The sequence below is a fragment of the Citrobacter sp. CK191 genome, from assembly GCF_030333435.1.
Taxonomy (GTDB): Bacteria; Pseudomonadota; Gammaproteobacteria; order Enterobacterales; family Enterobacteriaceae; genus Citrobacter_B; species Citrobacter_B koseri.
Genome location: NZ_JAOWFX010000034.1, coordinates 402,709 through 427,103 on the forward strand (window position 1 = coordinate 402,709; position 24,395 = coordinate 427,103).

The 24,395-nt window shown below is 53.5% G+C and carries 25 protein-coding genes and 6 tRNA genes; 13 read left to right on the forward strand and 18 right to left on the reverse strand.

What is annotated here, in order from left to right; genetic code table 11:
- Positions 1-45 precede the first annotated feature (45 nt).
- Positions 46-1,710 (forward strand): methyl-accepting chemotaxis protein, encoded by a 1,665-nt coding sequence (gene tsr, locus OGV82_RS21605; protein ID WP_012134223.1) that lies wholly within the window; start codon positions 46-48, stop codon positions 1,708-1,710.
- Between the two features lie 236 nt (positions 1,711-1,946).
- On the opposite strand, the gene OGV82_RS21610 is transcribed toward tsr, so the two are convergent.
- The 7 genes from OGV82_RS21610 to OGV82_RS21640 form a co-directional block, all read right to left on the reverse strand.
- Positions 1,947-2,462, reverse strand: coding sequence for a GNAT family N-acetyltransferase (locus OGV82_RS21610; protein WP_101744255.1), 516 nt, complete (start codon positions 2,460-2,462; stop codon positions 1,947-1,949).
- Positions 2,463-2,528: 66 nt separating this feature from the next.
- Entirely contained in the window at positions 2,529-4,820 is a 2,292-nt protein-coding gene (gene opgB / locus OGV82_RS21615) for a phosphatidylglycerol--membrane-oligosaccharide glycerophosphotransferase (protein WP_047459128.1), read from the reverse strand.
- A gap of 240 nt (positions 4,821-5,060) precedes the next feature.
- Positions 5,061-5,552, reverse strand: coding sequence for a YjjA family protein (locus OGV82_RS21620; RefSeq protein ID WP_058668533.1), 492 nt, complete (start codon positions 5,550-5,552; stop codon positions 5,061-5,063).
- Positions 5,553-5,615: 63 nt separating this feature from the next.
- Complete coding sequence (gene dnaC / locus OGV82_RS21625) at positions 5,616-6,353, reverse strand: replicative helicase loader DnaC (protein WP_047459122.1); 738 nt, start codon at positions 6,351-6,353, stop codon at positions 5,616-5,618.
- 2 nt (positions 6,354-6,355) lie between these two features.
- Entirely contained in the window at positions 6,356-6,895 is a 540-nt protein-coding gene (dnaT, locus tag OGV82_RS21630) for a primosomal protein DnaT (RefSeq protein ID WP_047459119.1), read from the reverse strand.
- A gap of 124 nt (positions 6,896-7,019) precedes the next feature.
- The gene (locus tag OGV82_RS21635) at positions 7,020-7,493 is read right to left on the reverse strand and encodes a threonine/serine exporter (RefSeq protein WP_012134217.1); all 474 of its coding nucleotides are present in this window, start codon (positions 7,491-7,493) and stop codon (positions 7,020-7,022) included.
- A complete protein-coding gene (locus tag OGV82_RS21640; protein ID WP_047459113.1) occupies positions 7,484-8,260 on the reverse strand; it encodes a threonine/serine exporter family protein in 777 nt (258 codons plus the stop codon). The genes OGV82_RS21635 and OGV82_RS21640 overlap by 10 nt, the downstream gene beginning before the upstream one ends.
- 569 nt (positions 8,261-8,829) lie before the next feature.
- On the opposite strand from OGV82_RS21640, the gene OGV82_RS21645 reads away from it, so the two are divergent.
- Together OGV82_RS21645 and bglJ are read left to right on the forward strand one after the other, a co-directional pair.
- A complete protein-coding gene (locus tag OGV82_RS21645) occupies positions 8,830-9,552 on the forward strand; it encodes a LuxR C-terminal-related transcriptional regulator (protein WP_047459110.1) in 723 nt (240 codons plus the stop codon).
- Complete coding sequence (gene bglJ, locus OGV82_RS21650) at positions 9,513-10,181, forward strand: DNA-binding transcriptional activator BglJ (protein ID WP_052194420.1); 669 nt, start codon at positions 9,513-9,515, stop codon at positions 10,179-10,181. Before OGV82_RS21645 ends, bglJ begins: the two co-directional genes overlap by 40 nt.
- A gap of 64 nt (positions 10,182-10,245) precedes the next feature.
- Here bglJ and OGV82_RS21655 read toward each other — a convergent pair whose 3' ends face one another.
- Complete coding sequence (locus tag OGV82_RS21655) at positions 10,246-10,704, reverse strand: YbaK/EbsC family protein (RefSeq protein ID WP_012134213.1); 459 nt, start codon at positions 10,702-10,704, stop codon at positions 10,246-10,248.
- A gap of 363 nt (positions 10,705-11,067) precedes the next feature.
- On the opposite strand from OGV82_RS21655, the gene OGV82_RS21660 reads away from it, so the two are divergent.
- Positions 11,068-12,411: a PTS sugar transporter subunit IIC gene (locus tag OGV82_RS21660; protein WP_024130738.1), complete on the forward strand. Its 1,344-nt coding sequence runs from the start codon at positions 11,068-11,070 to the stop codon at positions 12,409-12,411.
- Positions 12,412-12,441: 30 nt separating this feature from the next.
- On the opposite strand, the gene fhuF is transcribed toward OGV82_RS21660, so the two are convergent.
- Both fhuF and OGV82_RS21670 read right to left on the reverse strand, forming a co-directional pair.
- A complete protein-coding gene (fhuF, locus tag OGV82_RS21665; protein WP_047459104.1) occupies positions 12,442-13,230 on the reverse strand; it encodes a siderophore-iron reductase FhuF in 789 nt (262 codons plus the stop codon).
- 122 nt (positions 13,231-13,352) lie between these two features.
- Positions 13,353-14,420 carry a GGDEF domain-containing protein gene (locus OGV82_RS21670; RefSeq protein ID WP_012134209.1) on the reverse strand — a complete coding sequence of 356 codons (1,068 nt, stop codon included), beginning with the start codon at positions 14,418-14,420 and terminating at the stop codon, positions 13,353-13,355.
- Between the two features lie 252 nt (positions 14,421-14,672).
- Between OGV82_RS21670 and OGV82_RS21675 the strand changes: the two genes are divergently transcribed.
- Positions 14,673-14,909 carry a DUF1435 domain-containing protein gene (locus OGV82_RS21675; RefSeq protein WP_080516675.1) on the forward strand — a complete coding sequence of 79 codons (237 nt, stop codon included), beginning with the start codon at positions 14,673-14,675 and terminating at the stop codon, positions 14,907-14,909.
- A gap of 39 nt (positions 14,910-14,948) precedes the next feature.
- On the opposite strand, the gene OGV82_RS21680 is transcribed toward OGV82_RS21675, so the two are convergent.
- The 7 genes from OGV82_RS21680 to rsmC form a co-directional block, all read right to left on the reverse strand.
- A tRNA-Leu gene (locus tag OGV82_RS21680) sits at positions 14,949-15,035 on the reverse strand.
- A 32-nt stretch (positions 15,036-15,067) separates the two neighbouring features.
- Positions 15,068-15,154: transfer RNA gene (locus OGV82_RS21685), tRNA-Leu, on the reverse strand.
- Positions 15,155-15,181: 27 nt separating this feature from the next.
- Positions 15,182-15,268 (reverse strand) — tRNA-Leu (locus OGV82_RS21690).
- A 27-nt stretch (positions 15,269-15,295) separates the two neighbouring features.
- A tRNA-Leu gene (locus tag OGV82_RS21695) sits at positions 15,296-15,382 on the reverse strand.
- 27 nt (positions 15,383-15,409) lie between these two features.
- A tRNA-Leu gene (locus OGV82_RS21700) sits at positions 15,410-15,496 on the reverse strand.
- 27 nt (positions 15,497-15,523) lie between these two features.
- Positions 15,524-15,610 (reverse strand) — tRNA-Leu (locus tag OGV82_RS21705).
- 206 nt (positions 15,611-15,816) lie between these two features.
- On the reverse strand, positions 15,817-16,845 hold the full coding sequence (rsmC, locus tag OGV82_RS21710; protein ID WP_047459087.1) for a 16S rRNA (guanine(1207)-N(2))-methyltransferase RsmC: 1,029 nt from the start codon (positions 16,843-16,845) through the stop codon (positions 15,817-15,819).
- Between the two features lie 103 nt (positions 16,846-16,948).
- Here rsmC and OGV82_RS21715 point away from each other — a divergent pair, with 103 nt between their 5' ends.
- The 8 genes from OGV82_RS21715 to OGV82_RS21750 all read left to right on the forward strand — a co-directional run bounded on the left by OGV82_RS21715 (position 16,949) and on the right by OGV82_RS21750 (position 23,358).
- Positions 16,949-17,362: a DNA polymerase III subunit psi gene (locus OGV82_RS21715; RefSeq protein ID WP_024130737.1), complete on the forward strand. Its 414-nt coding sequence runs from the start codon at positions 16,949-16,951 to the stop codon at positions 17,360-17,362.
- Positions 17,331-17,777, forward strand: coding sequence for a ribosomal protein S18-alanine N-acetyltransferase (rimI, locus tag OGV82_RS21720; RefSeq protein ID WP_012134203.1), 447 nt, complete (start codon positions 17,331-17,333; stop codon positions 17,775-17,777). The genes OGV82_RS21715 and rimI overlap by 32 nt, the downstream gene beginning before the upstream one ends.
- Before the next feature lie 14 nt (positions 17,778-17,791).
- Positions 17,792-18,469 carry a pyrimidine 5'-nucleotidase gene (gene yjjG, locus OGV82_RS21725; protein WP_024130736.1) on the forward strand — a complete coding sequence of 226 codons (678 nt, stop codon included), beginning with the start codon at positions 17,792-17,794 and terminating at the stop codon, positions 18,467-18,469.
- A gap of 92 nt (positions 18,470-18,561) precedes the next feature.
- Positions 18,562-20,151 (forward strand): peptide chain release factor 3, encoded by a 1,590-nt coding sequence (gene prfC, locus OGV82_RS21730; RefSeq protein ID WP_012134201.1) that lies wholly within the window; start codon positions 18,562-18,564, stop codon positions 20,149-20,151.
- A 329-nt stretch (positions 20,152-20,480) separates the two neighbouring features.
- Positions 20,481-21,098: a molecular chaperone OsmY gene (osmY, locus tag OGV82_RS21735; RefSeq protein ID WP_047459081.1), complete on the forward strand. Its 618-nt coding sequence runs from the start codon at positions 20,481-20,483 to the stop codon at positions 21,096-21,098.
- Between the two features lie 128 nt (positions 21,099-21,226).
- Positions 21,227-21,388 carry a DUF1328 domain-containing protein gene (locus tag OGV82_RS21740; RefSeq protein ID WP_047459078.1) on the forward strand — a complete coding sequence of 54 codons (162 nt, stop codon included), beginning with the start codon at positions 21,227-21,229 and terminating at the stop codon, positions 21,386-21,388.
- 123 nt (positions 21,389-21,511) lie between these two features.
- Positions 21,512-22,585, forward strand: coding sequence for a patatin-like phospholipase family protein (locus OGV82_RS21745; protein ID WP_047459075.1), 1,074 nt, complete (start codon positions 21,512-21,514; stop codon positions 22,583-22,585).
- A complete protein-coding gene (locus OGV82_RS21750; RefSeq protein WP_047459072.1) occupies positions 22,582-23,358 on the forward strand; it encodes a metal-dependent hydrolase in 777 nt (258 codons plus the stop codon). The genes OGV82_RS21745 and OGV82_RS21750 overlap by 4 nt, the downstream gene beginning before the upstream one ends.
- A 126-nt stretch (positions 23,359-23,484) precedes the next feature.
- On the opposite strand, the gene OGV82_RS21755 is transcribed toward OGV82_RS21750, so the two are convergent.
- On the reverse strand, positions 23,485-24,339 hold the full coding sequence (locus OGV82_RS21755; protein WP_047459070.1) for a YjjW family glycine radical enzyme activase: 855 nt from the start codon (positions 24,337-24,339) through the stop codon (positions 23,485-23,487).
- Positions 24,340-24,395: the final 56 nt, after the last annotated feature.

A 24,395-nucleotide genomic window follows, 5' to 3' on the forward strand; every position in this document is an offset into this window, starting at 1 on the left:
TTCCAGGCCGAAAATTCTGGTATCTGTCTAGCGGAAAGAGAAAACATGTTAAAACGAATCAAGATTGTGACCAGCTTGCTGCTGGTCCTGGCAATATTTGGCCTTTTACAACTCACCTCAGGCGGTTTGTTCTTTAACTCATTGAAGAATGACAAAGAGAACTTCACCGTTCTGCAAACCATTCGTCAGCAACAGTCCACGCTGAACGCCAGCTGGGTTGCGCTGCTGCAAACGCGAAACACCCTGAACCGGGCGGGTATCCGTTACATGATGGATCAGAACAATATTGGCAGCGGCGCGACCGTTACCGATCTGATGCAAATTGCGACGACCTCTCTGAAACTGGCGGAAAAACACTGGGCTGAGTACGAGGCGTTGCCTCGCGATCCGCGCCAGAGTGAAACGGCGGCAGTGGAGATCAAGCGTAACTACGATATCTACCACAATGCGCTGGCGGAGCTGATCCAGCTGTTGGGCGCAGGTAAGATCAACGACTTCTTCGATCAGCCCACTCAGGGTTATCAGGACGGTTTTGAGAAGCAGTATGTTAACTACATGCAGCAGAACGATCGTCTGTATGACATTGCGGTAGAAGATAATAACCGTTCATACAGCCAGGCAATGTGGGTACTGGCGAGCGTGTTAATTGTTGTACTGCTGGTGATCGTCGCCGTCTGGTTCGGTATTAAGCTCTCTCTGATCGCGCCGATGAACCGTCTGATCGAAAGTATTCGTCATATTGCGAACGGCGATCTGGTGAAACGCATTGATGTGGAAGGCTCTAACGAAATGGGACAACTGGCGCAGAGCCTGCGTCATATGCAGGGCGAGCTGGTTCGTACCGTCGGTGATGTGCGTAACGGCGCGAATGCGATTTACAGCGGTGCCAGCGAAATCGCGATGGGCAACAACGATCTCTCTTCCCGTACTGAACAGCAGGCCGCCTCTCTGGAAGAGACCGCCGCCAGCATGGAAGAGCTGACCGCCACGGTGAAACAGAACGCCGAGAACGCGCGCCAGGCCAGCCATCTGGCATTGAGCGCGTCTGAAACCGCGCAGAAAGGCGGTAAAGTGGTGGATAACGTCGTGCAAACGATGCGTGATATTGCTTCCAGTTCGCAGAAAATTGCCGACATCATCAGTGTGATCGACGGTATTGCTTTCCAGACCAATATCCTGGCGCTGAACGCGGCGGTAGAAGCGGCGCGTGCGGGTGAACAGGGTCGTGGTTTTGCCGTGGTAGCGGGTGAAGTTCGCAACCTGGCGCAACGCAGTGCGCAGGCGGCGCGTGAGATCAAGAGCCTGATAGAAGACTCCGTCAGCCGTGTGGATGTGGGCTCAACGCTGGTCGAAAGCGCCGGTGAAACGATGGATGAAATCGTGAACGCGGTGACGCGTGTGACCGATATCATGGGGGAAATCGCCTCGGCATCTGATGAGCAAAGCCGTGGTATCGACCAGGTTGGCCTGGCGGTAGCGGAGATGGATCGCGTTACCCAGCAGAACGCCTCGCTGGTGGAAGAGTCTGCCGCCGCCGCTGCCGCGCTGGAAGAGCAGGCCAGCCGCTTGACGCAGGCCGTTGCCGTATTCCGCATTCAGCAGGAACAGCAGCGTGCGCGTGATGCCGCAGCGGTGAAACCGGCTTCTGCGTCTGTACTGCCGCGTAAAGCAGCCGTCGCGGATAGCGGCGATAACTGGGAAACCTTCTAAGCCGTCATGCCGGATGGCGCTGGCGCTTATCCGGCCTACGGGCAGAGAGCTGCTGTGATGCCGGATGGCGCTAACGCTTATCCGGCCTACGGGCAGGGAGTTGCTGTGATGCCGGATGGCGCTAACGCTTATCCGGCCTACGGGCAGGGCGCTGCTGTGATGCCGGATGAATCCGGCCTACGGTATGGATGCGGTGCTATGTAGGCCCGATAAGGCGACAGCCGCCATCGGGCGCTTCAGACCAGCCTCAGGCGCATGGCGCAGCGTGATTCATACGCCAGACCGTGCGCCGCTTCTTCCTCTCGCTTTTGACGTAACCCTGGCGACAGGTTCTCATCATCCAGCACCACAAATCCCATTCGCGCATAGAGCGGCGCATTCCACGCCACGTCCCGAAAGGTGGTAAGCGTCAGCGCATCAAAACCGCTGCTGCGCGCCTGCTCCGCGACGTACGCAATCAGTTGACGGCCAATGCCTTTTCCCTGCCATTCACACAGCAGAGACACCTCGGCGATAAACAGCGATGAATCCAGCGCTTCGGCCAGTAAAAAACCGACAGGACGCTCATCGGCCAGCGCCAGCCAGCTCAATCCTTTTGCGGTGTGTTCCCGGTGTTGTTCAACTGAAATAACAGGGCCGTCGGCTATCCATGCCAGCGCAGGCACGTCCCGAAAGCGTTGACCCGCAGAGCGTTCAATGGCGGGCATGACGGTGATATCAGCCAGCGTGGTAGGGCGAAAAGTCATCTTCATGCGCGGGAGTATAGCGTGGATTGCTCAGACCCGATAAACGTTGTGTTATCGGGCCTGTACTAAGGATTAGCCTTCGGCATTCACCACTTTAATCTCAACCATCCCGATACCGAGCTTACGCGGGGAGTGGCCGAGAATATTGCCTTCATTGGTCGATACCGGGTCGGGCGGCACAATCACCAGCGTACTGGCATTTGACGGGTTATCAAAATGCAGCGTTGTTGTGGTGACTTCGTTCTCTAACACCAGCGTCTGCTCTTCCTTGCCTACGCGAACAGGAATAGGGCGATTAGCATTCGCGCCAAAGGCTTTGGCGGTGATCACCAGATCGAATTTCTTCGGTAACGGCGTGTTGTATTCAATCTTCACTTCATCACCCAGTTGCGCATTAGACCAGCGCCCCCACGATTCCGGTCGTGAAATCCCGCTGAACTGCTTCACCTCTTCCGGCGCGCCAGCCACGTTAAAGATAAAACTGTCGGCTTTATAACGAATGTCGTTATCGACGATCTTCAACGTATCAACGTTGCCTTTGTAACGTTCCATATCGATAACCGTATCTTTAAACGCCGTTTTGCCTTTCCACTGTGCTTTATCGACGTGCTGGACGCTTTGTTGCCCGCCCAGTTGCCCTTGTGAAACGCACCAGTCGGTGGAGAGCGCCAGCTCCGGCGCCCACAGTTGCGCCATTTTGTAGCAGCGATCGACCCAGACGAAGTTATCGCGTGGGGCAAAATTAGCCAGCTGGAAACGCAGCGGGGCGGAGTATTCACTTTCCGGCAGCGGTTCGACGCGCTTATCCGACACTCGCAACAGCAGCGGCAGGCGGAAGTGGCTCCCTGAGAAAGCGATCATGTCTTTATCCCGATCGACGGTAAAATCCTTCATCTCTTTCGGGAAGTTCCACAGGCGAATAATGTCCGGCTTCATCGCCAGGATCTTCTCTTTGCTGTTCAGGAAGACTTCCGACAGCGACTGGCCGGAGAGGCTGCTGCGCCCCAGGCCGATAAAGTTATCCCCGCCCAGAATATCCAGCACGGTCGCGCCGTTATCCATCGTGTTGCGTTTCACCGCCAGCGTATCCTGCTGAGGCTGGTCGCCGCGCAGCACGAAAAACAGGTTGTTGCGATCCTGTTTGTTCAGGTACTTCCACGCGGTGTTGTTCATCGCCAGATGGTCGGAGGAAACCACGATGACGGTATTTTTAAACCACGGCGACGCTTTGATTTTATTGATAAATTCGGCAATGTTCTCCTGGCTGCAACTGACGGCGCTAAAGGACTGGTTCGGCTTACCGTCGAAGTCGTAACGCTTGCGGTTACAGGTGCGTGAGATAAACCCGTCCGGGTGGTGAGTATCCACCGTCAGCGTAAACAGCGAGAAACGCTGGCCGGAGCGAGAGAGTTCTTCAAACTTTTTCCATGCCTCGTCGAGCACCGTATCGTCGTAAAAGCCCCAGTCGTTACGATAGCTCGGGTCTGCCACCACGGTTTTTAACTCTTCCGCACCATACAGGTGGTCGAAGCCGTGGGATTTGAGGAACACGTCTTTTCCGGCGAAACGCAGATTTGCGCCCTGCACAAAATAGTTCTGATAGCCGGAGTTTTTCAGGATATCGCCCAGACAGATATTCTGCGGGAAGAAGCTGGATACGGAAGCCGACGCGTTGCCTTCAAACGGCGCAAACAGCGGGATGCCGCACTGCGAGGCGACCATTCCGGCGATGGTGTAATCTGTGCCCGGCAATTGCATGGTGTGGCTGAAATCCAGCCCTTCGTTTTTCAGCGCGCCGAGTTCCGGCGTGAGATCTGGGAAGGCATCGTTATCAAAATAGGTGCGCTCCAGGCTTTCACCGTAGATATAGACCAGGTTGAGCTGCGGATTCGGGATCGTTTTCGACGGTTCTTTGTAATAAGCCGGGAAGTCCGGGTCGCCATCGCGCGACTGGGATTTGACCAGTTCGGAGATCTGGCGAAATGCCGGGCTGGCATCCACCGATCCCAGCGCCAGTAAGAGCGCCAGCAGGCTGTAGCCAAAATGGTGAGGATGGTGGCGACGCCTGCGCAGAACCCAGCCTAACGCGCCAAATACGGTGGCCAGCGCAAGTACGATGCCGGCGCCGGGCAGAATATATTTGCTGACGCCGGCACCCGTCAGGCTGTTGGTCAGCGTGTAGAGAACCGCATCGTTAATGCCGTCACCGGTAAAGTAATCACTGGCATAGAGCGTAATATTTAAGACAACAAAAAGCCCAAGTACCGCTAAAATGGCGGCAAACCACCAGGTGTTGCGACCCGCTTTCCACGCATAAATCAGCACGGACGCGAGAAACAGGGCGATGGAAAGTAACTCAGACAACTGATGATCCTCAATAAACCCGCATTCGGCAGGCGGCGTAATCTCTTTTCAGGACATACAATGTAATGGCGATGTCATATTGCTGCAATTATGGTGACATTAAAATGTGCAGTGATTAAGAATTGGTTTAGAACCTGGCTTTTTTGATCGTCGTCACTTCCCGTGATACGGGGAAGGCGAGACAGAGAGAAGTCAGGCCGCGCTCAACGCTAAACGGTTGAAACGCGGCATGTTGGCGTATCAGGAAATGAAGTTCATCCCCTGTTTTAACACCAGGTCGCAGGCTTTGGTTTTCACTTTTTCCGCCAGCGGCGTGCTGCCAATGTTATCCAGGCTAAGCTGTTCGCCGTTTTGGGTATTCAGCAGACCCTGAATGCCATCCAGATAATTGGTGTCCTGCTTCTGTTCGGCGGCGCCAAGTCCCAGTTTATCCAGCACCTGGTTTTTAACGTTTTCCGCATCGGTGACGGAAGTCAGTTTCTGTTTCGCGCAATACTGCAAAATACCTGCCGCGTTGTTCATGTTATCAGCGCTTAATGCCTGATTGCCGCCATTCAGCAGGCTGGTCAGAGAAGACAGCGACATGCCGCCCTGCTGTGAAGAACTGCTTTGTTTGCTCAGTTCGCTGGCGGCGCTGGAGAGAGAATCCTGCCAGGACGCGGCGAAGGCGCTGGTGGCGATAAACGCGCTGGCGGCAACCGCGCAGCACAGAAGACGTTTTGTGGTTTTCATCGTTATGACTCGTGTGTGTGTACCTTTCGTCGCAGTATAGCGCTTGCCTGGGTCGGAATGGTCTTAATACTCTTTGCCGGTGACGCGGCTACGGTAGCTTTCCCAGTTGAAGATCACCCATAGGCTGTTGCCCAGACGCATACGATCCATTACGCGTTCGCCAAGGAGTTTGGTCATCTCATCCATATTGCTGTTGGTTAACATCCCGGTAGGGCGTTTGGATGATGAGCGGCGATCGACGATCTGGTTGATGATCACTTTTTCATAGCGGGATTCGGTCTGCATACCGATCTCGTCGATCACCAGCAGATCCACATTGCTGAGATCGTTGAGCAACTGCTCTTCGCTGGTTTCGCGATTGCTAAAGGTGCCTTTCATCGCGGACATAATATCGGCGACGGTAATGATCAAAACCGATTTTCCGCGCAGCAGCAGTTCATTGCAGATTGCCGCCGCGAGATGGTTTTTCCCGGTGCCGGGTTTGCCCGAAAAGATAAAGCTGGCGATGTTGCCGTCGAATTCTTCGACGTACTGCCGCGCTTTGCTCAGCGCGTTCATCTGCCCGTCGTTCTCAACACGATAGTTATCAAACGAGCAGTTTTGATGCAGCGGACGGATGCCGGAACGGTTGAACGTGCGCTGCATTTTCATCGCCCGGTTTTCACGCGTCAGCGCTGCCGCACGCATTTCGCCTTGCTCTTTCTGCCATGCCAGCAGTTCTTCGCCCGTTTTGAATGCAGGCTCAACATTTGCTGGCATCATTTTTTGCAGACGTTTCATCAGGTCGCCAACGTTTTTCATCGTTACCCTCGAAAACCAGGTGGAATATGGTCGTCAGGTTCGCTGACGTTGTTCACATCACGTTTCGGCATACCGCCGTTACTGGCCCGGCTGATTTGCACGCTGCGCGCCAGCTTTTGCTGCCACTGGATGTGGTGAAAAATCTTACCTTCCGCTTGCCAGTAAGCCACAAACGAGGTCAGCTCTTCGGCGGTGACGGGTTCCCTTAGCGCGACGCCCCACAGCGCGGCCTGCCGCTGGAAGTCAGCATCCGGCTGCCAGTCTGCGTACATGGCGAATTTCCCCAGCGGAACGGCCACAGGCGCGGCCTGGGAGTCTTCGTAGAGTTGAGCATCCAGTGTGACATCGCTTCCCGGGCGCGATAACTTTTCCTCCAGTGCCAGCAGTTCCGCCAGACGTGCCGGCGTCACGGCATAAAACGCGGGCGCGTTATTGGCGAAGACCGCCACCGCGCCGCTTGCCGATTTTGCCAGCACCGCGTTGTGATCGTGTAATAAGGCGTCAATACCGATGACGTCCGGGGTCAAAATTCTGGAAGACATAATGTTTCTCAACAGGGAACCACAACCGAGAAGGAATACTGTTTTTATAGTAACACACAGACGGGAGATATCGGCAGGGTGAGGGAAAGCAGCCTCACCCTGCCTGAGCGCAGGGAGAAAAGCATCATACCCGTGGGCGTTTGCGATACAGCCACAGACCGGGAACGGAAAGCCCGATGGAAAGCGCGCCGACAATAGAGGAGGCTTTCAGGAAATTGGTCAGCAATGTGATCATCAACGGTTCGCTGTAGCCAAAGTGGCTGATTTTAACGGCGGATATCATTGCCGTATAGGCGGATATCCCCGGAAACATCGGGATGACTGCCGCGACGGTAAAGACTTTGGGGTGCGCCAGATACCAGCGCGACCACTGAATGCCGATGCTCCCTACCAGCAGCGAGGCCATAAATGTCGACCATTCGATATTAAACCCGGCGGTCATCATCACCATGCGTGAGCCGTGGCCCAGCGCGCCGAGCAACGCACACCAGGGGAGCGCCCGGTGCGGCACGTTGAACACCATCGCAAAGCCCACTGCCGGGATTGCGGAGAGAATCATGTCCTGCATCAGCGCCAGAAGAAAATCGATTACACCCATCCGCGTAGCCCCCACAGCGTCATCGACATCACCACGCCGACGCACGTCGCCAGCGTTAACAGACTGGCAATCGCCCAGCGCGCCAGACCGGTATTAATGTGGCCCTTAAACATATCCGCGACGGAATTAATCAGCGGAAACCCCGGCACCAGCAGTAAGACGCTGGCGGCCATGGCGATGGTCGGGGTATGGCTGAAAGTGGGCAAGCGAAGCAAAAGGCCGGAAATGGTAGTGGCGACAAAAGCGGTGACGCAAAAGTTGATTTGTGGGTGTAAATGCCGGTGCGCCAGCATCTGGCGAATATACATCGCCACCATGCTGGCGAAAAAGGTGATCACCGCGCCATCCCATCCGCCGTTATTCAGTTTGCAGAAGCAGGCGCAGGAAAGCCCGACCATCAGCGATACCAGCCACCGCGGGTAGCGCAACGGTCTGAGCTGGCTAAAGCGCTTCTCTACGCCTTTTATATCCAGCAAATTATGTTCGGCCAGGATGACAATATGCTGCACCTCCGTGACAACGTGCATATTAATGCCGCGATCCTGGTTCTTACGTGTCGATGTCAGACACTGCCCATCTTTAATGGTGGTGAGAACGATAGCGTTGGAGGAGATGGCGCTTTCCACGCTGTCCATCCCTAACGCCAGCCCCAGGCGGGTGGAGAGTTCATCAACCAGCGCGCTCTCCGCGCCGTGTTGCAGTAAAAAAAGCCCGCATTGAATACATAACCGTGTAACCGTTCGCTGTAACGACTGCTCTGTTTGCATGACTCGCCCTGACTGAAAAGACGCGTTGCGTACCATCTGAATGACGAAAGTCTTCTTTGTATCATGAAGCCCGACCCTTTTGGCTCTGGCTAAGATCAATTTTGTGATGAAAAAAGAGGCAGGATGCCAGACAATCAGTCGCTGAATGTCATAATTGCAGTATATTGAATGCCTTACGTCGGACGTGAATGACAGGGAATGAAGTATCGTCTGTAACCTCTGAAATTAATGAGACGATATTCTTTTCTTGTGCTTCCTGAAAGCATAACTATCTGATGCGAAACATAGCGTGAGTTTATTAAATTCCCCTTGCATATGTTAGAAATGCTAATGATCTAATTTAGTTAATTTAATTGTACCGCAATTATTTTTAGCGGTAATTATGCAATAATAGTTTGGTGATTTTATACTATGCGGATCATTGTATAGAGTCGTTATTGCTATAACATTTCAAATAAAAGCCAAGGATAAACAATTCACTTCGTCTATTACCACGTCTGTTTTTCTCATTAATTATATTATTTATTAATGAGTGAACAGGAGGGGAGACCTGTGGATATGGAGGAGATATGTTGCCAGGATGCCGCAAAAACATAATTATTATCAGTAAAATACCTGTTATACAGACGGGGTTAAAAGAGGTGGTGCTGGGCCATTTCCCTGCTTATGAACTGATGTACTGCCGTTCCGTAGAAGAACTGACATTAATGCAGTTGCGCCGCTCCGATGTAGTGATTACGGATTTAACGGGAGAATGTAAACATCCCCGCGCTGTCTGCGAGCAATTTTACGCTTTATTATCTCAATACCATGATATTCACTGGATATTTCTTGTTTCCCGTGCGTTTTACTCACAGGCGATTGAGCTTCTGATGAGCCCCTTCAGTACGTTGCTGTCTGACGTTGAACCGGTTGAGAATCTGGTAAACGTGATTGAAGCAGGCAATGCCCATACGGACAGGATCAGTAAGACGCTGCTATCTCCCGCTCTGCCAGACGTCTCGAGTTTTGGCCATCGTCCGGTTGTTCTTACGCTGTCGGAACGGAAAGTGTTACGGCTTCTGGGTAAGGGTTGGGGGATTAATCAGATAGCGATGTTGCTTAAGAAGAGTAATAAAACGATTAGCGCGCAGAAAAACAGTGCGATGCGGCGTCTGTCAATACACAGCAATGCTGAGATGTATGCCTGGATAAACAGTTCTCAGGGAGCAAGAGAATTGAATTTACCTTCAGTTTATGGAGATGCTACTGAATGGAAAACAGAATTGCCAAGGGAAATGTCGCACTCATAGAGAAGTGCGTAATGAGCAGTATTGGAATGAAAAGTTTATTTGACGCGTTTCCTGATTGCCAATATAAACTTCATATTTTTCCAACTCAATCTGCTTTCCAGAAAGCGATGTTAAGTACTCCCTTTTCCGTCGTTATTTTTTCACTTTCTGCGATGCGGGAAGATCGCCGGTTGGGGCTGGCTTATCTGGCGGAACTGGCTGTGAATTTTCCTCGTGTGCGCCGACTGGTCATCGCGGATGATGATGCGGAAGCCCGGTTAATTGATTCGCTGTCGCCTTCGCCGTTAGATGGGGTCTTAAGTAAAGCGTCGTCACTGGCCAGTTTGCAGGAAAAGCTCTTTTTATTATTGAACAGTAAGCGAGAGGTGACGGAACATACTCTGAACCTCTGGTATCTCAATCAGAGCCGAATGATAAGCCCCACTGAGCGTGAAATTCTGCGTTTTATGTCGAATGGTTATTCGATGCCACAGATAGCCGTCCAGCTGGAACGCAATATCAAGACGATTCGCGCCCATAAATTTAATGTGATGTCTAAACTGGGCGTCAGCTCAGATGCTGGATTGCTTGATGCGGCGGATATCCTGCTGTCTCTGCGCGCCGAAAAGCCAGGTCGCTTATCCGCGTAATTCTGTAGTCGCTCTGTATTTACAGGTTGCTTGTGCCGGGTTTATCGCCCGGGCACAAATAGCATCACTGGCACACATCAATCCAGGTTGCTGAAGTGAGTTCTGCCATTCTGTCGGGGGAGATTCGGACTGCGCTGTGCGTTGCCCCTGCTGCTGGTAAGACTTCAGCATAATGTTTTAATGAGACGTCGCAATAGACGGGCAGAGGCGTTTCCAGCCCGAAAGGGCAGACACCGCCGACCGGGTGCCCTGTGGCGATCACGACTTCATCGCTGCTGAGCATTCGCGCTTTCGCGCCAAACGTGCTCTTGAGTTTCTTATTGTCCAGGCGAGCATCGCCTTTGGCGACAACCAGAATAATGTCGTCTTTCACCTTAAGCGAAAGCGTTTTCGCTATCTGTCCTGGCGCGACATTGTGCGCTTTCGCTGCCAGTTCCACCGTCGCCGTACTCTGATTTAATTCGATGATTTCAATATCCGGGGCACGTTCGGCCAGAAACTGCCGTACCGATTGCAGACTCATTCTTTTCTCCTGACGCTGTATTAGCAGTCCTGTTTTTCAGAAAACCGCGTGGCGTAATTTGTCATAAGGAAAGCGGCACTGTAAATAATTTATGTAATAAACCAGCAGCATGAACGATTTTTCGATCGTCTTCACATTCACGGAAACCGGTTACAGTAACCGGTTGCAGTCCGGCGGGCGGGGATTAATACTGAACCTGTCACTTCCTCTGTATCACATAATAAGAGCCATTTATGAAACTTCATTCTCTCTGCTGTATCGCTGGTGTTCTCCCCGGCGCGGTCGCGAAAAGTAGTAATGGACCCTTACACGGCGGTGCTGCTGCCAGCACGTCTATGTTGTTTTGACTGACAGGAGAACGCTATGTCTACCAACCATGCTGTGTTTAATGTGATTTTTCGGTTTGTCGAAAACTACGTAAGTCCCGTTGCCGGACGTATTTCCTCACAACGTCATGTTATGGCGATTCGTGATGGCTTCATTTCGGCAATGCCGTTTATGATTGTCGGCTCCTTCCTGCTGGTTTTCGCCTATCCTCCTTTCTCACCGGACACCACCTGGGGATTTGCCCGTGGCTGGCTGGCGCTGGCGAAACAGTTTGAAAGCCAGATTTTGACGCCGTTTGATATGACGATGGGGATCATGTCCATCTATATCTGTGCGGCCATTGCCTATAACCTGGGCAAACACTATGTTAAATCGCATCAGTTAGATCCGTTTATGTGCGCCATGCTCTCGATCATGGCCTTCTTGCTGGTTGCCGCGCCGAAAACAAACGGCACTATGCCAGTTGACAGCCTGGGCGGAACGGGGATTTTTACCGCGATTCTGGTGGCGATTTACTGTGTTGAAATGATGCGCTTCCTGAAGGCGCATAACATTGGCATTCGCCTGCCCGACCAGGTGCCGCCGATGATCAAGAACTCCTTTGATCTGCTGATCCCGGTGCTGGTGGTGGTTCTGACCTTGTATCCGCTGAGCCTGGCGATCCAGTCGCAGTTCGATATGCTGATCCCACAGGCGATCATGGCGATCTTTAAACCGCTGGTTTCCGCTGCGGATTCGTTGCCCGCTATTTTGCTGGCGGTGCTGATTGGGCATCTGCTGTGGTTTGCGGGGATTCACGGAGCGGCGATTGTCTCCGGGATGCTGCAAATGTTCTGGCTGACCAATCTCGGTATGAACCAGACCGCGCTGGCGCAGGGGGCGCCGTTGCCGCACATTTTCATGGAAGCCTTCTGGACTTTCTTCATCGTCATTGGCGGTTCTGGCGCTACGATGGGGCTGGTGATTTGTTATTTACGCAGCCGTTCCGTACATTTGCGCTCTATTGGCCGCTTAAGCGTCGTGCCGAGTATCTTTAATATCAACGAACCGGTTATTTTCGGGACGCCGATTGTGATGAACCCGGTGTTCTTTATCCCGTTCCTGCTGGCGCCAATGGTGAATGCCGTGCTGGCGTGGGCGGCGATGAAACTGGATCTGATTGGGCGGGTGATTTCCGTGGTGCCGTGGACTGCGCCGGCACCGGTTGGCGCTGCGTGGGCACTGGGCTGGGACTATCGTGCGGCGATCCTGGTGGTCATACTGGCGCTGGTGTCCGCCATCATATACTTCCCGTTCTTTAAGGTTTATGAGAAGCAGCTTCTGGCGCAAGAGGCAGAAGAGGCCGGGCGTGCAGAAGAGGAGAGTCAGCAGATGGCCTGACGTGTTGAACAAGGCGCTGCGGCGCCTTGTTTATTTCAGCGTACAGTCACCGCATTGCTGAACGTCTGGCAACCGGTAGCGTTGACAGCAGGTTCGGCGCACCAGCAGACCTTCGCGAGGGACGACGGTACGCCACAGCGGGTTATCCTGACCGCTGGAAAGTTGCTTTTCGAAGAAGCAGCTCTGGCGCAGCGTTGCCAGCAAGGCTTCGCCAAGTAGCGGTTTCATTTCGGTCAGATACCAGTTGATCAGATACCCGGTGTTACTCCAGATAAGCTTACCGTTAATATCGCCGGTTGATTCCAGTGCCTGAACGACCGGCATCAGCGCAGAGACGATCAGCGTTTCCATTCTCTTTTGAGGAGAATGCGCGGTTGCCCGCTCGTCCTGATGCACATCAACCCAAAAACAGGCTGCGCGTCCGGTTTCGTGGAACTCAACGTGCATGTGCTCGGGCGAAACGTCAATGGCCCTTTCTTGGGTGAGCAGGGCAAGCATCAGAGGCGGTACCATCAGACCGATATACCATTGCGCCCAAAGCGAAATGAGCGGCTTATTTTCGCGTGGTTGCGTCGGTTGATGACGATAAATATGGTCGGAATAGATAGCCAGCAGGGAGCGCATCGTACCCGGTCGAGCCCACTGCGCCAGCGTCATGGCGCCCGTTGGGTGCGGTTCGTCCAGCCGAATAAAATCAAGCAGATGTTCGCGCGTCCGGGTTATCGTTTCACGCACGGCTTCAGCCAGCGAGGGTATCTCAGGCTGGAGATGGGCTTGCCAGGTGATATCTTCAATGATCGGTGCGGAACGGTAAGGCATAGCGCTGTATATAAGGATAGTAATCTAAATGATAATGATTGCTAATCCTAATGATAGCGATAGTCGATGGCAAGCGCTTTGTCGTGATGCTGTGCGCGGTAGCACGATGATATCGCCCTGTGTCAGACCGTACGCAGTTCGTCACTCGCAAGAATGTTGTTGCGCCCCAGGTTTTTGGCTTCATACAGCGCTTTATCCGCCTTGACGATTGCAGCCTCCATGTCCTGACCCAGTAGCGGCGCGATGCCAACGCTGATGGTGACATTGGTCGCCACGCTGACATTAAACATATGTGGGATTTTGAGATCGTAGACCTTCTGGCGAATACGTTCGGCGGTCGTGCGCGCCTCCTGTGGATCGGTCGCGGTCAGCAGGACCATAAACTCTTCGCCGCCAAAACGGGTGACAATATCCCGGGAACGGACAGCGTCACGAATCGCGGCTGAAACGCGAATGAGAGCCTGGTCGCCCATCATGTGCCCATAGTGATCGTTATAAGCTTTGAAGTGATCGATATCCAGCAGCAATACGTAGTGTTCTTCGTGCGTTTCCAGAGCAAGGAGCGTATTCAGCTTATTTTGCAGGCCGCGGCGATTATACAGGCCAGTCAAAGGATCGAGCATACTCAGCCCGTTCAGCGTTTCTCTCTCTTCCAGCAGTTTGTACATCAGTTGTTGAGCGAAATCGTCATAGCGTTTTTGAATAACATGCTGGATGGCAATGCCCGCCATCGGGAGCGCCATGAGATAAATAATCCGTATGCCGTGTTCGCTGCCATTAAGCCACAGGCAGGCCAGAACGGAAGGCAATGAATGGAACGTAAACGCAATGATATTATTAGCAAAGGCGATGGAGCCAATAAATAACACGCAGAGAAGGGCGATGAGTAGAAAAGTATAATCGCTATGGTTCATAGCATTATATTTCAGTGTGATATGCCAGGCCCACAATATGCCTGATATAACAGAAATAAAGGGGATATTAATCTTTTTATGCGTATATTTTCCGTGCCATATCAGAAGTAACGTACTTGCAACAAAGAGCAGTATTGCCGGGACTGAGACAGCCCTGACCTCATAAAGAGGAAAGACAAGCGTAAACAGCCCGGACACCGCATTGAGAAACAGAAAAAGGCGTAAAGAGAATTGATATTTTTTGGTGCGTAGTGCGCGCCAGGATTGAGCTGTCATATCTGAATGTCGTTATTTATCTATGAATTACGCTGGTTGGGGCCAAAATGAAAAATAACGTGCGGGAAAAAGCCCGCATAAATAAACGTTTTTATTGTTTGTAAGTTAACCACCGCCCAATCTATCACCTTGCTGAATTCATGTCATCAATTGTTAAGACAATCTCATACAAGGAAGTGTGACGAACTGCTGACAAATGAGAAATTTTATCATATGCTATTGGTTATCATTATCGGTATCAGAGGTAAAGCCATGTTGCAGCGTACACTGGGCAGTGGATGGGGGATATTGTTGCCGGGTATTTTTATTACCGGACTGGCGTTTGCCGGCCTCTCCATTGACGCATGGAAGGTACTGATTGTATTAGGATTACTGCTGACTTCGTTGATGCTGTATCACAAACGCTTACGGCATTTCGTCCTGCTGCCGTCATGTGTCGCGCTGATCAGCGGCATGGTGCTGGTTATGATGAATTTGAATCAGGGATGAATAAACAAGACGTAAAACAGAGAAGGGAAATAAGATAATTGGTGCGAGGGGGGGGACTTGAACCCCCACGTCCGTAAGGACACTAACACCTGAAGCTAGCGCGTCTACCAATTCCGCCACCTTCGCACAGTCATCTTACTTTTTTGATATCGCCTCGTTGGTGCGAGGGGGGGGACTTGAACCCCCACGTCCGTAAGAACACTAACACCTGAAGCTAGCGCGTCTACCAATTCCGCCACCTTCGCCCAGTGCGAGCAATATCAACGTGGTTTTGGTGCGAGGGGGGGGACTTGAACCCCCACGTCCGTAAGAACACTAACACCTGAAGCTAGCGCGTCTACCAATTCCGCCACCTTCGCCCAGTGCGAGCAATATCAACGTGGTTTTGGTGCGAGGGGGGGGACTTGAACCCCCACGTCCGTAAGAACACTAACACCTGAAGCTAGCGCGTCTACCAATTCCGCCACCTTCGCCCAGTGCGAGCAATATCAACGTGGTTTTGGTGCGAGGGGGGGGACTTGAACCCCCACGTCCGTAAGAACACTAACACCTGAAGCTAGCGCGTCTACCAATTCCGCCACCTTCGCCCAGTGCGAGCAATATCAACGTGGTTTTGGTGCGAGGGGGGGGACTTGAACCCCCACGTCCGTAAGAACACTAACACCTGAAGCTAGCGCGTCTACCAATTCCGCCACCTTCGCATACCATCGATTCTTAAAAAGAATCGCTACCACGGAGGCGCATTCTAGTGGTTTTCAGCTTTTCGTCAATAGTTAATTACGCAGGATGGATTGATTGCTGCAAAAATGGGCGCTAACCGTAGGCCGGATAAGCGAAGTGCCATCCGGCATCCGCAAACCATGCCGGATGGCGGTGCAGGCACCTTATCCGGCCTACGATGACCACTCTACTTCTTCGCTTGGCGCGTCATCACCGTGCGGTAAACTTTAAAGCGCCCGGTTTGCGCAATCACTTCGTGGAAGCCAAACGTTTCATCCAGCACTTTCGGGTAGGGCAGGAAGGCGTTAGCCACGATACGTAACTCACCGCCGCTGTTGAGGTGGCGAACCGCGCCGCGAATCAGCGTTTGCGCGGCATCCAGGCTGGTTTGTATTCCATCGTGGAACGGCGGGTTAGAGATGATCATATCAAAACGCCCTTTTACGTCAGAAAAGACGTTACTGGCGAACACCTCACCCTCAACGCCGTTTGCCGCAAGCGTTGCGCGACTGGCCTCAACGGCAGGCGCGGAAACATCACACAGGGTTAAACGCACTTTTGGCGAGTGGCTGGCTAAGGCCGCAGAGAGTACGCCTGCGCCGCAACCGACATCCAGCACTTTGCCTTTGGTATGTGGCGTCAGCGTGGAAAGCAGCAACTGGCTGCCGACATCCAGACCGTCGCGGCTGAAAACGCCGGGCAGCGTTTTGATGGTCAGATCGTTAATGCGGTACTCGCCCCAGTATTTTTCCGCATCAAAGACAGGCTGTTTTTCCAGACGGCCATGATACAGCCCGCAGCGGCGCGCGCTGTCGATTTTGTTCAGCGGCGCGTAGTCGGCCAGCATTTGCTCTGCGCTGCGAACACCGCTACGGTTTTCGCCCACCACGAAGATGTCGGTGCCGAGCGGCAGCAGCGACAGGATATTCATCAACTGGAACTGGGCTTCAGGTTTATTTTTCGGCCAGTAGTAGATCAGCGTGTCGCAGTCCGCGACGTCGTCAGCGTGGGCGACCAGGCTAAAGCGCGCCTTCTCGCCCATCAGCTGGCTTAACAGCTGCCAGTGGTGGAATTGTTGCGTATGCACGCGGCTGGCGGCGCTTTCGAAGCGGGCTGGCAGGTCATCCTGCAAATCTCCGGCAAACAGAATACGGCTTTGTTCGAAATCATCACTGTGGCGCAGCAAGACTTCACTTGCCGGGGTAAAAGCAGACATGAAAGGTTCCTCTATTGTTCCTGGCGGCGATTATAGTTGTTTGTTGGCGCAGTTTCGACGAATTTGCTATATTTGCGCCCCTGACAGACAGGAGCGTTTCGCTATGACATCCCGACGAGACTGGCAATTACAGCAACTGGGCATTACCCAGTGGTCGCTGCGTCGCCCTGGCGCGCTACAGGGGGAAATCGCGATTTCCCTTCCGGCGCACGTTCGTCTGGTGGTCGTGGCGGAAGAATTACCGGCGCTGACCGAACCCTTGATGAGCGATATTTTGCGCGCATTGACCGTCAGTCCCGACCAGGTATTACCGTTGACGCCTGACCGCGTCGCCATGCTGCCGGAAGGCAGCCGGTGCAACAGCTGGCGGCTGGGTACTGAAGAGCCTTTGCTGCTGGAAGGCGCTCAGGTGACAAGTCCTGCGTTTAATGAATTACGGGCAAACCCAACGGCACGCGCCGCACTATGGCAACAAATTTGCGCATATGAACACGATTTCTTCCCTCAATCCGACTGATTTACCTGCTGCGTTTCTGATTGAAAAACGCGCCCATGCGTTTCCGTGGAGTGAAAAAACCTTTGCCAGCAATCAGGGCGAACGTTACCTCAACTATCAACTGACGGTCGGCGGAAAGATGGCTGCGTTCGCGATTACGCAGGTGGTGCTGGATGAGGCGACGCTGTTCAATATTGCGGTCGACCCGGATTTTCAGCGTCGGGGGCTGGGGCGAGAACTGCTGGAACATCTGATTGATGAACTGGAAAAACGCGGCGTCCTGACGTTATGGCTGGAGGTGCGCGCCTCAAATGCCGCCGCCATCGCACTCTATGAAAGTTTAGGTTTTAATGAGGCAACGGTGCGCCGTAATTACTACCCGACGGCTGACGGGCGTGAGGACGCGATAATCATGGCATTGCCAATCAGTATGTAAGACAAGGTGGAATGATGAAGTGGGACTGGATTTTCTTTGATGCCGACGAAACGCTGTTTACATTTGACTCGTTTACCGGCTTACAGCGGATGTTTCTCGACTATAGCGTCACCTTTACCGCTGAAGATTTTCAGGACTACCAGGCCGTCAATAAACCGCTGTGGGTGGATTATCAGAACGGCGCTATCACTTCGCTTCAGCTTCAGCGCCAGCGCTTTGTCGGCTGGGGTGAGCAGCTGAACGTCCCGCCTGAAGAGTTAAATGATGCGTTTATGAATGCTATGGCGGAGATTTGCGCACCGCTGCCGGGTGCGGTTTCGCTGGTTAACGCCCTGCACGGTAAGGTGAAGATGGGCATCATCACCAACGGATTCACCTCATTGCAGCAAATTCGCCTTGAACGAACAGGGCTTCGCGATCGTTTTGATCTGCTGGTTATTTCTGAAGAAGTGGGCGTGGCGAAGCCCGATCCGCGCATCTTTGATTACGCGCTGGAGCAGGCAGGCAGCCCTGACCGCTCTCGCGTGTTAATGGTCGGCGATACCGCAGAGTCTGATATTCTCGGCGGCATTAACGCCGGGCTTTCCACCTGCTGGCTGAATGCGCACCATCGCGAGCAGCCTGCGGGCATTGAACCGACCTGGACCGTGGCGTCATTAAGCGAACTGGAGCAACTCCTGTGTAAACACTGATTGCCTCCCCCCCGTTGATGGGTAAAATAGCCGCAATTTTTCGTATTCAACATGCGTGGTCAGACGCCGCGCTTACTCAAGAAGATTGAACTATGACGTTGTCTCCTTATTTGCAAGAGGTGGCTAAGCGCCGCACTTTTGCCATTATTTCTCACCCGGATGCCGGTAAAACCACTATCACTGAGAAGGTATTGTTGTTCGGACAGGCTATCCAGACTGCCGGGACGGTAAAAGGCCGTGGCTCCAGCCAGCATGCAAAATCTGACTGGATGGAAATGGAAAAGCAGCGTGGTATTTCTATTACCACGTCGGTAATGCAGTTCCCGTATCATGATTGCCTGGTCAACCTGCTGGACACCCCCGGGCACGAAGACTTCTCGGAAGATACCTACCGCACGCTGACGGCGGTGGACTGCTGTCTGATGGTGATTGACGCGGCAAAAGGTGTCGAAGATCGTACCCGTAAGCTGATGGAAGTAACCCGCCTGCGCGATACGCCGATCCTCACCTTTATGAACAAACTCGACCGTGACATCCGCGACCCGATGGAGCTGCTGGATGAAGTTGAGAACGAGCTGAAAATCGGCTGTGCGCCGATCACCTGGCCGATTGGCTGCGGGAAGTTGTTCAAAGGCGTCTATCACCTTTATAAAGACGAAACTTACCTGTACCAGACCGGTAAAGGCCACACTATCCAGGAAGTGCGCATTGTAAAAGGTCTGGATAACCCGGAACTTGACGCTGCCGTAGGGGAAGACCTGGCGCAGCAGCTGCGAGACGAGCTGGAGCTGGTGCAGGGCGCGTCCAACGAGTTCGACCATGAGCTGTTCCTCGCGGGCGAAATCACCCCGGTCTTCTTTGGTACAGCGCTGGGTAACTTCGGCGTTGACCATATGCTGGATGGCCTGGTGGAGTGGGCGCCTGCGCCGATGCCGCGCCAGACCGATACCCGTACGGTAGAAGCGAAAGAAGAGAAGTTCACCGGCTTCGTGTTTAAGATTCAGGCCAATATGGACCCAAAACACCGCGATCGCGTGGCGTTTATGCGTGTGGTCTCCGGTAAGTACGAGAAAGGCATGAAAATGCGTCAGGTACGTATCGGCAAAGACGTGGTGATTTCTGATGCGCTGACCTTTATGGCGGGCGACCGTTCTCACGTGGAAGAGGCGTATCCGGGCGATATTCTGGGCCTGCACAACCACGGCACCATTCAGATCGGCGACACCTTCACTCAGGGCGAAATGATGAAGTTCACCGGTATACCGAACTTCGCGCCGGAGCTGTTCCGTCGTATCCGCCTGAAAGATCCGCTGAAGCAAAAACAGCTGCTGAAAGGGCTGGTTCAGCTGTCTGAAGAAGGCGCGGTACAGGTGTTCCGTCCGATCGCCAACAACGATCTGATCGTGGGCGCCGTCGGCGTGTTGCAGTTCGACGTGGTGGTTGCCCGTCTGAAGAGCGAATACAACGTTGAGGCTATCTATGAGTCCGTCAACGTCGCCACCGCACGCTGGGTTGAATGTACTGACGCGAAGAAATTCGAAGAGTTCAAGCGTAAGAACGAAGTACAACTGGCGCTGGATGGCGGTGATAACCTCACCTATATCGCACCGACAATGGTTAACCTGAATTTGACGCAGGAACGCTATCCTGACGTTCAGTTCCGTAAAACGCGCGAGCACTAATTGTCCCTCCAGGGCGCGTCATCCGGCGCGCCCTGTTACTTTCCCTGCCTTTTTAACCGCTTGCGGAATGTTCTTAAATCCCTCAGTTTTTCTTATGGTTGCTTGTTTTTTAAGCGTATCAGCAAGCGATTTTGCGATTGTGATCTATATTTAACAAAGTGATGACATAAATGACGACTTTTAACACTGTTCAATGCGTGAATACTGGTTGTTAAGGCCGTCATTTATCTTGTCTGCGATATTAATAACTGAATAAAGATGGGATTAGCGCCGCGATTCTGCATAAGTATGTTGATTGTGACGGCTGCCATCCATACAGGAATGAATCGATGACGACGACAAGACTGAAGATTTCTAAAACTCTCCTGGCCGTAATGTTGACCTCCGCTGTCGCGACCGGTTCTGCATTTGCGGAAACCTCTACGCTGGATAAGGCACAGTCCAGCGCAGAAAGCGCGGGACAGAAAGTCGATAGCTCTATGAATAAAGTCGGTAACTTCATGGATGACAGCGCCATCACCGCAAAAGTGAAAGCGGCGTTGGTGGATCATGAAAGTATTAAGAGCACCGATATCTCGGTCAAAACCGATAACAAAGTGGTGACATTAAGCGGCTTTGTTGAAAGCCAGGCTCAGGCTGAAGAAGCCGTGAAAGTGGCGGAAGGCGTTGAGGGTGTGACCTCCGTCAGCGACAAACTGCATGTTCGCGACAGCAAGTCCGGCACGATGAAAGGCTATGCCGGGGATACGGCCACTACCAGCGAGATCAAAGCGAAACTGTTGGCGGATGACATTGTGCCTTCCCGCAAAGTGAAAGTCGAAACCACCGACGGCGTGGTGCAGCTCTCAGGAACCGTAGATTCTCAGGCGCAAATCGACCGTGCTGAGAGTATCGCAAAAGCGGTTGATGGTGTGAAAAGCGTCAAAAATGACCTGAAAACTCAGTAATTCGTCTTAATTCGCCCTCCCGACGTTTGTCGGGAGGCGCAATGTACACCACACTAAAAATATCGCGAATGAGCAACCTAAACGCTCATATCAAGCGGTCGACATTAACTATGGTAAAGGAGAAGCTTATGTTTCGTTGGGGCATTATATTTCTGGTTATCGCGTTAATTGCCGCCGCTCTGGGTTTTGGTGGACTGGCAGGCACCGCGGCTAGCGCAGCGAAAATTGTCTTCGTCGTCGGGATTGTCCTGTTCCTGATCAGCCTGTTTATGGGCCGTAAACGACCCTAGCACGTCACCCGTAATACCCATGATTCATGCTAAGCCAGTCCATCGGACTGGCTTTTACGGTTTTAGCTATCGCGAATTTGCGTTACTTTGTCATTCTATAAAATAAAACACAGGAAGGCAGAGGTGGGGCAGCGAATACCCGTCACGCTCGGCAATATTGCGCCATTATCATTAAACGCGTTCCGACCAGGCCGAATGGCTCTGGTGTGCGAGGGCGGAGGGCAGCGGGGAATCTTTACCGCTGGCGTGCTGGATGAGTTTATGCGCGCGAAGTTCAATCCGTTCGACCTCTACCTCGGCACCTCTGCCGGGGCGCAAAACCTTTCTGCCTATCTCTGTAACCAGCCCGGCTATGGGCGCAAAGTTATTATGCGTTACACCACGAAGCGGGAGTTCTTCGATCCGGTGCGTTTTGTTCGCGGGGGGAACCTGATCGATCTCGACTGGCTGGTGGACGCGACATCCGGGCAGATGCCGCTGGCGATGGACACCGCCGCGCGTCTGTTCGATAGCGGAAAATCCTTCTATATGTGCGCCTGTCGTGGGGATGACTACACGGCGAACTATTTCTCGCCAACGAAGCAAAACTGGCTCGATATTATTCGTGCGACCAGCGCGATTCCAGGGTTCTACCGTACAGGCGTGGCGCTGGATGGCATCAATTATCTGGACGGCGGGATCAGCGATGCGATCCCGGTACAGGAGGCGGCAAAGCGTGGCGCGAAAACGATTGTGGTGATCCGCACGGTGCCTTCGCAAATGTACTATACGCCGCAGTGGTTTAAGCGCATGGAGCGCTGGCTGGGGGAGAGCAGTTTGCAGCCGCTGGTGAATCTGGTACAGCACCACGAAACCAGCTATAGCGCCATTCAGCGTTTTATTGAGAAGCCGCCGGGTAAGCTGCGTATCATTGAAATCTACCCGCCGAAACCGCTGCAAAGCATGGCGTTGGGCAGCCGTCTTCCTGCGCTGCGCGAAGATTACAAAATCGGACGTCTGTGCGGGCGCTATTTTCTGGCGACGGTGGGGAAACTGCTGACGGAGAAACCGCCGCTCTCCCGCCACACGCCGAAGATTGTCATTCCTGGCCCGGTGGTGGTGCCTCCGGCGGCGGTGGCCAACGATATGCACGTAGCAACGGTCAGCGGCGCGGCGCAGGCCAACGACACTACCTTCAATAATGAGGATCTGGCGTGAGTTGCCGATTTATCGACACGCATTGTCATTTTGATTTTCCGCCTTTCACCGGTGATGAAGCGGCCAGCATCCAGCGTGCCGCTGATGCGGGGGTTGGCAAAATCATTGTTCCGGCGACGGCTGCGGCCTGTTTTTCACGCGTGCTGGCGCTGGCGGAACGCTTCCCGTCGCTGTTTGCGGCGCTGGGGCTGCACCCTGTGTTTATTGAGCAGCACGCAGATGACAGTCTGGATCGCCTGCAACAGGCGCTGGATCAACGCCCGCAGAAAGTCGTGGCGGTAGGGGAGATCGGGCTGGATCTTTACCGCGATAATCCTCAGTTTGATGAGCAAGAACGGCTCCTGGAGGCGCAGCTTAAACTGGCGAAACGCTACGATCTGCCGGTGATCCTTCACTCGCGTCGCACCCATGACAAGCTGGCAATGCATCTCAAACGCCACGCCCTGGCGCGAACCGGGGTGGTACACGGTTTTTCCGGCAGTCTGCAACAGGCGGAACGCTTTGTTCAGTTAGGCTACAAAATTGGCGTTGGCGGCACGATTACTTATCCGCGCGCCAGTAAAACGCGTGATGTGATGGCGCAACTGCCGCTGGACGCATTGCTGCTGGAGACCGACGCGCCGGATATGCCGCTAAATGGTTTTCAGGGGCAGCCAAACCGCCCGGAACAGGCGGCACGGGTATTCAGCGAGCTGTGCGCGCTACGCGATGAACCCTCTGAGGTGATAGCCGAAACGCTGTATCGCAATACGACGGCGCTATTTCGTCTCTGATTGCCGGATGCGACGCAAAAGCGTCTTATCCGGCCTACGGGCCGACATCATTTGTGGGCCGGATAAGGCGGCCAACGGGTCGACATCATTTGTAGGCCGGATAAGGCGCAGCCGCCATCCGGCGATTCATAAATATAAAGCAGGGAAAATCAGGTTATGCACCCCGTGCGCCCATAATGCGTTTGCCAGCTGTTGCACGTCGTCAGGCGTTGCGCCCGGCCACGCTTTTGCTTCGCCATACACCCCATGCGCATGGAAAGCGTTTAACCGGACGGGAATATCGCCCAGACGGGAGATAAACGCGGCCAGCGGCGCTATCTGTTGCAGGTAATCCACCTGACCAGGAATCACCAGTAGCCGTAGCTCGGCCAGCTTGCCATGCTCCGCCAATATCCTGATGCTGTGCTTGATCTGCGTGTTATCCCGCCCGGTAAGACGCTGATGGCAGGCGCTATCCCAGGCTTTTAGATCGAGCATCGCGCCATCACAAACGGGCAGCAGTTTCTGCCAGCCGGTTTCGCTCAACAGGCCGTTGCTGTCGACCAGACACGTCAGCGTACACAGCTGCGGATCGGCCTTGATCGCGGCAAACAGCGCGCAAATAAACGGTAGCTGGGTGGTGGCTTCGCCCCCGCTGACGGTGATGCCTTCAATAAATGGCGATGCCTTACGGATATGGCCCAGCACTTCATCGACGCTCATCGTCTGCGCCATCGGCGTGGCCTGCTGCGGGCACATCCGCAAACAGGTATCGCACTGCTTGCAGACGTCAGCCTGCCATACCACTTTCCCCGCGCTGAAGCCCAGCGCCTGATGAGGGCACTGGGGAACGCACTCACCGCAGTCGTTGCAGCGCCCGATCGTCCACGGATTATGGCAATTCTTACAGCGTAGATTGCACCCTTGTAAGAACAGGGCCAGACGACTGCCGGGGCCGTCCACGCAGGAGAACGGTATGATTTTACTGACTAAACACTTCATCCTTCGAACTGCCTCTTTGTTGGCTGCACTTATTCACCCCAGTCACGTACTACGTG

Excerpts from the sequence above, each read along its gene's own strand:
- yjjG (WP_024130736.1), top strand. The coding sequence starts at position 17,792 with ATGAAGTGGGACTGGATTTTCTTTGATGCCGACGAAACGCTGTTTACA.
- fhuF (WP_047459104.1), bottom strand. The coding sequence starts at position 13,230 with ATGCCTTACCGTTCCGCACCGATCATTGAAGATATCACCTGGCAAGCC.
- OGV82_RS21655 (WP_012134213.1), bottom strand. The coding sequence starts at position 10,704 with ATGAGTCTGCAATCGGTACGGCAGTTTCTGGCCGAACGTGCCCCGGAT.
- tsr (WP_012134223.1), top strand. The coding sequence starts at position 46 with ATGTTAAAACGAATCAAGATTGTGACCAGCTTGCTGCTGGTCCTGGCA.
- OGV82_RS21620 (WP_058668533.1), bottom strand. The coding sequence starts at position 5,552 with ATGAAAACCACAAAACGTCTTCTGTGCTGCGCGGTTGCCGCCAGCGCG.
- OGV82_RS21755 (WP_047459070.1), bottom strand. The coding sequence starts at position 24,339 with ATGAAGTGTTTAGTCAGTAAAATCATACCGTTCTCCTGCGTGGACGGC.
- OGV82_RS21610 (WP_101744255.1), bottom strand. The coding sequence starts at position 2,462 with ATGAAGATGACTTTTCGCCCTACCACGCTGGCTGATATCACCGTCATG.
- OGV82_RS21675 (WP_080516675.1), top strand. The coding sequence starts at position 14,673 with ATGTTGCAGCGTACACTGGGCAGTGGATGGGGGATATTGTTGCCGGGT.
- rimI (WP_012134203.1), top strand. The coding sequence starts at position 17,331 with ATGAACACGATTTCTTCCCTCAATCCGACTGATTTACCTGCTGCGTTT.
- OGV82_RS21645 (WP_047459110.1), top strand. The coding sequence starts at position 8,830 with ATGTTGCCAGGATGCCGCAAAAACATAATTATTATCAGTAAAATACCT.
- OGV82_RS21670 (WP_012134209.1), bottom strand. The coding sequence starts at position 14,420 with ATGACAGCTCAATCCTGGCGCGCACTACGCACCAAAAAATATCAATTC.
- osmY (WP_047459081.1), top strand. The coding sequence starts at position 20,481 with ATGACGACGACAAGACTGAAGATTTCTAAAACTCTCCTGGCCGTAATG.
- OGV82_RS21715 (WP_024130737.1), top strand. The coding sequence starts at position 16,949 with ATGACATCCCGACGAGACTGGCAATTACAGCAACTGGGCATTACCCAG.
- OGV82_RS21635 (WP_012134217.1), bottom strand. The coding sequence starts at position 7,493 with ATGGGTGTAATCGATTTTCTTCTGGCGCTGATGCAGGACATGATTCTC.
- OGV82_RS21740 (WP_047459078.1), top strand. The coding sequence starts at position 21,227 with ATGTTTCGTTGGGGCATTATATTTCTGGTTATCGCGTTAATTGCCGCC.
- dnaC (WP_047459122.1), bottom strand. The coding sequence starts at position 6,353 with ATGAAAAACGTTGGCGACCTGATGAAACGTCTGCAAAAAATGATGCCA.
- OGV82_RS21640 (WP_047459113.1), bottom strand. The coding sequence starts at position 8,260 with ATGCAAACAGAGCAGTCGTTACAGCGAACGGTTACACGGTTATGTATT.
- prfC (WP_012134201.1), top strand. The coding sequence starts at position 18,562 with ATGACGTTGTCTCCTTATTTGCAAGAGGTGGCTAAGCGCCGCACTTTT.
- rsmC (WP_047459087.1), bottom strand. The coding sequence starts at position 16,845 with ATGTCTGCTTTTACCCCGGCAAGTGAAGTCTTGCTGCGCCACAGTGAT.
- dnaT (WP_047459119.1), bottom strand. The coding sequence starts at position 6,895 with ATGTCTTCCAGAATTTTGACCCCGGACGTCATCGGTATTGACGCCTTA.
- bglJ (WP_052194420.1), top strand. The coding sequence starts at position 9,513 with ATGGAAAACAGAATTGCCAAGGGAAATGTCGCACTCATAGAGAAGTGC.
- OGV82_RS21660 (WP_024130738.1), top strand. The coding sequence starts at position 11,068 with ATGTCTACCAACCATGCTGTGTTTAATGTGATTTTTCGGTTTGTCGAA.